7 protein-coding genes and 1 pseudogene are annotated in these 7269 nt (G+C 60.9%); 3 read left to right on the top strand and 5 right to left on the bottom strand.

Features of this window, described 5'->3' with window-relative positions; genetic code table 11:
- Window positions 1-417, top strand: a 417-nt coding sequence (locus tag ACX3P1_RS27455) for a DDE-type integrase/transposase/recombinase (protein WP_459082877.1), incomplete at its 5' end; no start/stop codon positions are given.
- Window positions 418-476: 59 nt separating this feature from the next.
- Window positions 477-581: pseudogene (locus ACX3P1_RS27450) on the top strand (IS6 family transposase); the annotation flags it as partial.
- A 60-nt stretch (window positions 582-641) separates the two neighbouring features.
- Here the strand turns inward: ACX3P1_RS27450 and ACX3P1_RS27445 are convergent.
- The 5 genes from ACX3P1_RS27445 to dctP all read right to left on the bottom strand — a co-directional run bounded on the left by ACX3P1_RS27445 (window position 642) and on the right by dctP (window position 6477).
- Window positions 642-2156: a malonate--CoA ligase gene (locus ACX3P1_RS27445; RefSeq protein WP_459082875.1), complete on the bottom strand. Its 1515-nt coding sequence runs from the start codon at window positions 2154-2156 to the stop codon at window positions 642-644.
- Window positions 2137-3480 (bottom strand): malonyl-CoA decarboxylase, encoded by a 1344-nt coding sequence (locus ACX3P1_RS27440; protein ID WP_459082873.1) that lies wholly within the window; start codon window positions 3478-3480, stop codon window positions 2137-2139. The genes ACX3P1_RS27445 and ACX3P1_RS27440 overlap by 20 nt, the downstream gene beginning before the upstream one ends.
- Window positions 3477-4793: a TRAP transporter large permease gene (locus ACX3P1_RS27435; protein ID WP_459082871.1), complete on the bottom strand. Its 1317-nt coding sequence runs from the start codon at window positions 4791-4793 to the stop codon at window positions 3477-3479. Before ACX3P1_RS27435 ends, ACX3P1_RS27440 begins: the two co-directional genes overlap by 4 nt.
- Window positions 4790-5287 carry a TRAP transporter small permease gene (locus tag ACX3P1_RS27430; protein WP_459082869.1) on the bottom strand — a complete coding sequence of 166 codons (498 nt, stop codon included), beginning with the start codon at window positions 5285-5287 and terminating at the stop codon, window positions 4790-4792. Before ACX3P1_RS27430 ends, ACX3P1_RS27435 begins: the two co-directional genes overlap by 4 nt.
- Window positions 5288-5481: 194 nt before the next feature.
- Entirely contained in the window at window positions 5482-6477 is a 996-nt protein-coding gene (gene dctP, locus ACX3P1_RS27425) for a TRAP transporter substrate-binding protein DctP (protein ID WP_459082867.1), read from the bottom strand.
- Window positions 6478-6622: 145 nt separating this feature from the next.
- On the opposite strand from dctP, the gene ACX3P1_RS27420 reads away from it, so the two are divergent.
- On the top strand, window positions 6623-7269 hold a 647-nt coding region (locus ACX3P1_RS27420; protein WP_459082865.1), incomplete at its 3' end, for a GntR family transcriptional regulator.

Here is a 7269-nt window from a genome sequence, read left to right as displayed (position 1 = left end):
GGCGACACGGTCGAGTTCTTCTTCAGCGAGAAGCGTGACCTGCCGGCTGCCAAACGCTTTATCCGCAAAGCGCTGAACCGTCATGGCCGACCAGATCGTATCGTCATTGATGGTAGCCAGACGAACCGCGAGGCAATCATTGCGTGCGATGGTGAGAGCCGGCTTCGGGACCAATCGCAACGGCCATTAAAGCCTATCAGCATCCGGCAAAGCCAATACTTGAATAACCGAATTGAACAAGACCATCGGCGAATCAAACGCCGGATCCAGTCCATGCTTGGCTTCAAATCGACCACCTGCGCTGCGACTATCCTGTGCGGCATTGAAATGGTTCACATGATGCGGAAACGACAGGCGAGGTACGCGCACAATCCAGCACCGTCACTTGTCGAACAGTTTGAAATCCTGACTGTGTAAAAACTGAGCAGAAGCCTTTCTGTGTCTCAATTCCGAGTTTGCGACAGAGCCCGATCATCCTGTCCGGCATCGAGATGGTTCATTTGATGAGCAAGCGACTGGCGAGATACGCCTTCAATCCGAATCCATCCCTGGCCGAACAGTTCGCAATTCTTGCCGCATAATTGGCCACGGGTCAGGCCTCTTTACGTTTCCAGTCAACGGTTGCAACAAAACCTTCTTGCCTAGCCTTGGAAGGTGTCGACGAAGAGGTCGCGCAAGGCTTTCTTCTGGATCTTGCCCATGGCGTTGCGCGGCAGTTCGTCGACGGCGAAGATGCGCTTCGGCTGCTTGAACCGGGCGATCTTGTCCCGGATGCCGTCGAGGATCGCCTGCTCGTCGACGGCGGAGCCTTTCTTCGGGACGATCACCGCAACGACGCCTTCGCCGAAATCCGGATGCGGCACGCCGATCACGGCGGATTCAAGCACGCCATCCTGCTCGTCGAGCAACAGTTCGACTTCCTTCGGATAGATGTTGTAGCCGCCTGAAATGATCAGGTCCTTGGCGCGCCCGACGATCTGGACATAGCCATCCTCGTCGATCGTGACGACGTCGCCGGTGATGAAGAAGCCGTCCTCGCGGAATTCCTCCCTGGTCTTTTCCGGCATCCGCCAGTAGCCCTTGAAGACATTCGGCCCGCGCACTTCGAGGATGCCGATACCGCCATTTTCCATCCCCTCGCGCGTATCCGGATCGACCACGCGGACCTCGACATTCGGCAGCGGGAAGCCGACCGTGCCGGCGCGCCGCTCGCCCTCATAGGGGTTCGATGTCGTCATGTTGGTCTCGGTCATGCCGTAGCGTTCGAGGATGCGATGGCCGGTTCGCTTCTCGAAGGCATTGTGCGTTTCGGCGAGCAGCGGCGCGCTGCCCGAGGTAAACAGCCGCATATGGGAGGCAAGTTGCCGGGTGAAGCGCGGGTCATCGAGCAGCCGCGTGTAGAAGGTCGGTACGCCCATCATCGAGGTTGCCTTGGGCAGCCATTCGATTGCCTCGTCGGCCTGGAAGGTCGGCAAGAAGATCATCGATCCGCCGGCCAGCAGGACGACGTTGCAGGCGACGAACAGGCCGTGCGTGTGGAAGATCGGCAGCGCATGCAGCAGCACGTCGTTTTCATCGAAGCGCCACGCTTCCACCAGCGAGTGCGCGTTCGAAAGCAGGTTGCCGTGCGTCAGCATTGCGCCTTTCGAACGGCCGGTGGTGCCCGACGTGTAGAGAAACGCCGCCAGATCATCTTCGCCGCGCGGGACGGTTTCGAAGAGCTCCGGGCGCGCCTCCGCCTCGCTTGCCAGCGTCCCCGTGCCGTCGCCGTCAAGCGTCAGCAGCCGCGCCCCCGCCTTTTCGGCGATCGGCGTGAGCGCCTCGCGGGCAGCCTCGTCGCAGACGAGAAGGCCGGGTTCGGCATTGTCGACGAAATAGTCCACTTCGGTCGGCGTATAGGCGGTGTTGAGCGGGAGGAAAATGGCGCCGGCCTGGATGCAGGCGGCATAGAGGGCCAGCGCTTGCGGGCTCTTCTTGACCTGCACCGCCACCCTGTCGCCGGGCTTGATGTCAAAAGCCTGCAGCACATGGGCCATCTGTGCGGAGAGCTTGAGAAACGCGTCGTAAGAAACGATCGCGCCGTCCTTCAGGAGGAGGAAAGGCTTGGAATTGCCCCGATGGGGCGCCAACAGCGCATCATAAAGCACGTTGGGCATTTTCTGTTCTCCGTGTATTTCGCCCTGGCCGTTCGGCCCCAAGCATTGATCTTACCGCCCGCGTCGCGACCACTTCGCCTTTATGCGCGAACAGTTCATGGTTGGCTTCTACCGTCTTGAGGTCGTAGCGGTAATTGACCATGACGCCGCAGGACTGGGAGAGCGCTTTCTTAGACAGATCGGCGAACGGATGAATGGCCTCCAGACTTGCTCCGTTTCCGAAATGAAACCGTGCGACGGGGTCTAGCGGCAGGCCGTCCTTTCGCTTTGCTCTGACGAGATATTCGGCGGCAAGCGCGGTGAGGGCCTGACCGTCGGCCTGAAGATCGTCGAAGGACTGCGCCTCGATCAGCCGCGAAAGCAGCTTGCGATGGTCATCATCGGTGGTCGATTGTGCCTCTTCGCGCATCCACCTGGTCAGGCCCGGCACGGGCGAGAGCGTCACGAACGTCTTGAGATTCGGCAGCGACAGCATCAGATCGGTTGCGACCTGCTTGATGAGGAAATTGCCGAATGAAATGCCGCCCAGCCCGCGCTGGCAATTCGAGATCGAGTAGAACACGGCCGTCGTGGCCTCGGTCTCGCCGATCGGATCCCGTTCGTCCGAGAGCAACGCTTCGATCGAGCCGGGGATGGCGTCGGTCAGGGCCACCTCGACGAAGATCAATGGTTCGTCCGGCATAGCTGGATGGAAGAAAGCGAAACAGTGCCGATCCGCCGGCTGCAGCCGGCGGCGCAGATCGTCCCAGTCATCGATCGCGTGAACCGCTTCGTAGGCGATGATCTTTTCGAGAATGTTGGCTGGCGTTGCCCAGTCGATCCGCCTCAGCACCAGGAAGCCGCGATTGAACCACGAAGCAAAAAGATGCCGGAAATCGATATCGGCCCGACCGAAAGAGGGATCGGCCTTCAGCGTGAGAAGCAGATCTTCACGCATCTTGACGAGCCTCCCGGTCGCGCCGGGTAGGCGGTTCAGCCGCCGCAGCAATTCCTGTCTCGGCGGTTCGGATTCCTCGACAAGACGGGCGAGTATGTCCGCGTCGGGGGCCTCCTTGTAGGCCATAGCCGCCGCGATGATCGCGTCCGCATCGATATCGTGGTCCTCGACCAGCAGCCGGAAGAACGCCGACTTCTCCTTCGGCGGGGCCCCCTCGTACCGGTCGAGGATGGCCGTGGCGATGGACGAACCGGACGCCTCGCCCTGTTCGGAAATTAGCGCGGCGCACAGCTCCTTCATGGAGCGGCGGTCGTTGCTGGGCGTGCGCGGCGCGGCCCGCTCGAAGATGGTCGCGAGAAGATCTTGCAGGAAGCTTGTTCGGCTCACGTTCCAGGCCCCATCAGATAGGTAGGCAGCCATGTGGCGATCTCGGGGAAGAAGCACAAGATGACGATCTGCAGCATCATGCACCCGACGAAAGGCAGCGTACCCCACATGATGCGCGTCAACGGAACGTCGGGCGCGATGGAGTTCACGATGTAGATGTTCAGCCCCACCGGCGGATGGATAAGGCCGATCTCCATGTTGATGGTGATGATGACGCCGAACCAGATGGGGTCGAAGCCGGCCGCCGTGATGATCGGCAGCAGAATCGGTGCCGTCATCAGGATCACCGCCGCCGGCGGAATGAAGAAGCCGCAGACGAGCAGGAAGATGTTGATCAGGAACATCAGCACCCAGCGGTTGACGTCCATGTCGGCAATCGCCTGGGCCAGCGTCTGGGTCAGATAGAGCGAGGTCAGCATGTATCCGAAGAGCACCGCCGAGCCGATGATCATCAGGATCATGACGGATTCGCGCGTCGTGTCGCGCAGGATCTGCCACCAGTCTGTCGGCCGCCACATCCGGTAGATGATCACGGCCAGAAGCACGCAGAGCGCCGCACCGACGCCGGCTGCCTCGGAGGGTGTCGCGACACCGCCATAGAGGACATACATCACGCCGATGACGATCGCCAGGAACGGCGCCACCTTGGGAAGGGACTCGAATTTCTGCTTCCAAGTATAGCGGAAATCGGCGGCATAGGCGTGGAAGCCGCGCTTCCACAGCAGGAAGACTGTCCACAGAATGAACAAGCTGGTCAGCATGATGCCGGGCAGGACGCCGGCGAGGAACAGCCTGCCGATCGAGGTCTCGGTCGCGATGCCATAGAGGATGAAGGTGATGGATGGCGGAATCAGGATGCCGAGCGTTCCGCCGGCACAGATCGAACCCGTCGCCACGTCGTCGGGATAGCCGCGACGGCGCATCTCGGGGATGCCCATGCGGCCGATGGCGGCGCAGGTCGCCGGGGACGAGCCGGTCAGCGCGGCAAAGAGCGCGCATGCGCCGAGGTTGGAGATGACGAGACCGCCCGGCAGCCGGTAGAACCAGCGGTCGAGTGCCTCATAGAGGTCGCGGCCGGCCGGTGAGGAACCGATGGCGGCCCCCATCATCACGAACATCGGAATGGAGACGAGCGTGAAATCGTTGAGGCCGCCATAGAAGGTTTCGGCCGCGATGTTGAGCGCACCGAAGCCTTCGAAGATGGCGATGAAGACAAGGGCGATGGAGCCGAGACCAAAGGCCACGGGCGCGCCCGACAACAGCACCAAAAGGGTGACGACAAGGACAATGCCGCCTTCGATCGCCGGGTTCATGCCGGTTCTCCTTCATGTTCGACCGGGATGCCGAATGGCAGGTCTCGTCCTGTGGCGAGGCAATAGACGTCGACGATGTACTGGAGCGTGAGCACGGCAAAGCCGAACGGCATCGCCCCGAAAGGGATCCACAGGCGGACGCGCCACATGGTGTCCGACAGCCAATTGCCCGTCCACGATTCGCGCCAGTAGTGCCAAGCCAGCCAGGTCATGGCGAGCGAGAAACACAGCGACATCCCGGCCGAGAGCATCGCCAGGCGAAAGCGTGCGGTCTTGCCGAGATAGTGGGGCAGGATGTCGACGCTGACGTGCCCGCGCGTCAGAAGCACGTAAGGGCTGCCGAGAAACGTTGCCGCAACGATTGCGTAGGTCGTGAAATCGGTCTGCCAGATCGTGTTCGAGCCCAGCACGAAGCGCGCGAAGACCATATGGCACACGACGATCACGCCGGCCGAGATGAGCGCGGCCGCGGCGAGCCCGCACAGCACCGACATTTGTCGGACCGTTCGGATGAATACTTCCATCATCCCTCTCCTGTTTGGTGCCTGACGGGCCTCGGCCCGGAAGTGCCGGACCGTAAATGATTGCCGGCGGAACGCACTTCACGCGTCCGGTTGGGACGCACGGCGTTCCGGGAGACGAAAGAGGCCGAACCGAAGCAACTTGCGTCGGTTCGGCCTCCTTTCGGTCATTTCACGGAGAGAGCTTCATCGATCAGCTTCTGGCCGTCCGGGACTTCCTCGGCGAATTGCTTGTAGGAACTCTCCTTGGCGACGGCGATCCAGGCATCGTACTCTTCGGGCGTCATGGTAATGACCTCAACACCATGATCCTTAAAGGCCTTCTCCATCTTCGCGTCGAGCTTGCGGGCTTCCAGATCGAAGAACTTTTCGGCCTTCTCGGATGCGGCCATTATGACGTCCTGCTGCTCCTTCGAGAGCTTTTCGAAGGTTTTCTTGGACATGAGCACGGGCTCGTACATGAACCAGAGCGCATTATCGCCGGGCGCGGTGATGCACTTGACCTGCTCGTAGATGCGGTAGGAAACGAAGCTCGCCGAACTTGTGTCGGTCGCTTCGGCGACGCCCGTCTGCAGCGCGTTGTAAACCTCGTTGCTGGCGATCGAGACGATCGATGCGCCCGCCGCCTGCCACATTGCGGCGAAGGTCGGACCGGCTGAGCGGATCTTCAGGCCCTTGATGTCCTCCGGCTTGTGTATGCAACCCTCCTTGGAGGCAACCGCGCCAGCCAGCCAGGCATCCGCCAGTACGATAGCGCCGGCTTCGTCGATCTTGGCCTTGATATCCTTCATGAACTGGGAATCGTTCAGCCTTTGGGCGCGGTCGTGGTTGCGCACGAGGCCTGGCATAAGCGTGGCGCCGAATTCGCGCACGCGCCCGCTCGCATAGTCCAGCGGAAACGAGGTGATGTCGAGCTGTCCCTTGATCAGGGCATTCCATTGGTCCTTCGCCTTGAAAAGCGAGGCGCCAGGGTAAACCTGGATCGTCAGATCGACATTCGCGGCCTTCGCCTCCTTGGCGATCATCTGCACCATTTCGTCGCGCGGATCGCCCTTGCCGCCGGGAAACTGATGCGACGCTTTCAACGTAAGCGCGCCGGCATTGCCTGTGCAGGCGATCGAAAGACCGACGGTCGCGGCCAGAATTGCGAGATAGGATTTCATTTTTATTCCTCCCTGCAGATATTTCGCTGCGTTTTATCCGGGCTCCTCCAAGCCATGGGCACTCTAGCGGTCGTGCACTCTATGTCAACGCTCTTGTATACAACAAGACTCTTGTTGAATGCAGCGCTCCACGCTAGGGTTGGGCATGGAACTCAGGAACGCAGACAGGATTCGCGAGGAACTCGAACAGGCCATCATGGCCGCCGAGTTCGCCGACGGCGAGCGGCTCGATGAAGTGACGCTGTCCATACGCTTTTCGGTATCGCGCACGCCGGTGCGCGAGGCGCTGCATGCGCTGGCCGCTTCCGGTCTTGTGGAGACGATCCCGCGCCGCGGCGTCTTCGTGCGGTATCCGAGCTTCATCAAGCTGATCGAGATGTTCGACGTCATGGCCGAACTGGAGGCGATGTGCGGTCGCCTTGCGGCGCGGCGTATCACCGATGAAGAACTCGACAGGCTGGAGGAGGCGGCGATCGCTTGCCAGCAAGCCGAGGAAAAAGGCGACACCGACGAATACTATCGGGAAAACGAGCGCTTCCATCACGTGCTTTATCACGCCAGCGGTAATTCCTTCCTGGCACAGGAAGCGTCCAAGCTGCACAAACGTCTCAAACCGTTCCGGCGGCTCCAGCTACGCGTGCGCGGGCGACTGCGGCAGTCCATGCAGGAGCATCGCGAAGTCCAGGACGCGGTTCGAAAGGGTGATGCCGAGCGTGCCGCCCATGCGCTGCGCAGCCACATTGCGATCCAGGGCGAGAACCTGCACGACCTCATGGCGAATTTCGCGAAATA

The sequence above is a fragment of the Mesorhizobium sp. A623 genome (assembly GCF_054489405.1).
Note: the sequence above shows the minus strand (reverse complement) of the source record. Positions and strands in the feature narration are given on the sequence as shown.